This window comes from Streptomyces sp. GbtcB7 (assembly GCF_019091445.1).
Lineage (GTDB): Bacteria > Actinomycetota > Actinomycetes > Streptomycetales > Streptomycetaceae > Streptomyces > Streptomyces mirabilis.
The window spans coordinates 1-248 of sequence record NZ_JAGXJM010000471.1; the positions used below are offsets into that span (position 1 = coordinate 1).

A 248-nucleotide genomic window follows, 5' to 3' on the forward strand; every position below is an offset into this window, starting at 1 on the left:
CTCGAACTTCTCTTGTCGCTCGACGGCGAACCGGCGGCGCCGACGCCGTGACCTTCCGACCCGGACCGCTGAGCGCCGCGGCCGCAGTCGCGGCCGGGGTCGGCGTGGTCCGGGTGCTGTACCGCGTCCTGTTCGGCGGAGCCGACGGCGACGGGACGCTCCTCCTCGACCTGCCGTCCTTGCGTCTGCCCTCACCCTTCGCGCTCGTCTAGGTGCTTGTCCCGGTGACCGCCCGCGGGGTCGCGGAG

General features: G+C 73.8%; 1 pseudogene. It reads left to right on the forward strand.

Annotated elements, in window-relative coordinates:
• Positions 1 to 212, forward strand: a pseudogene (locus tag KVT44_RS56525) (hypothetical protein); the annotation flags it as partial.
• Positions 213 to 248 lie beyond the last annotated feature (36 nt).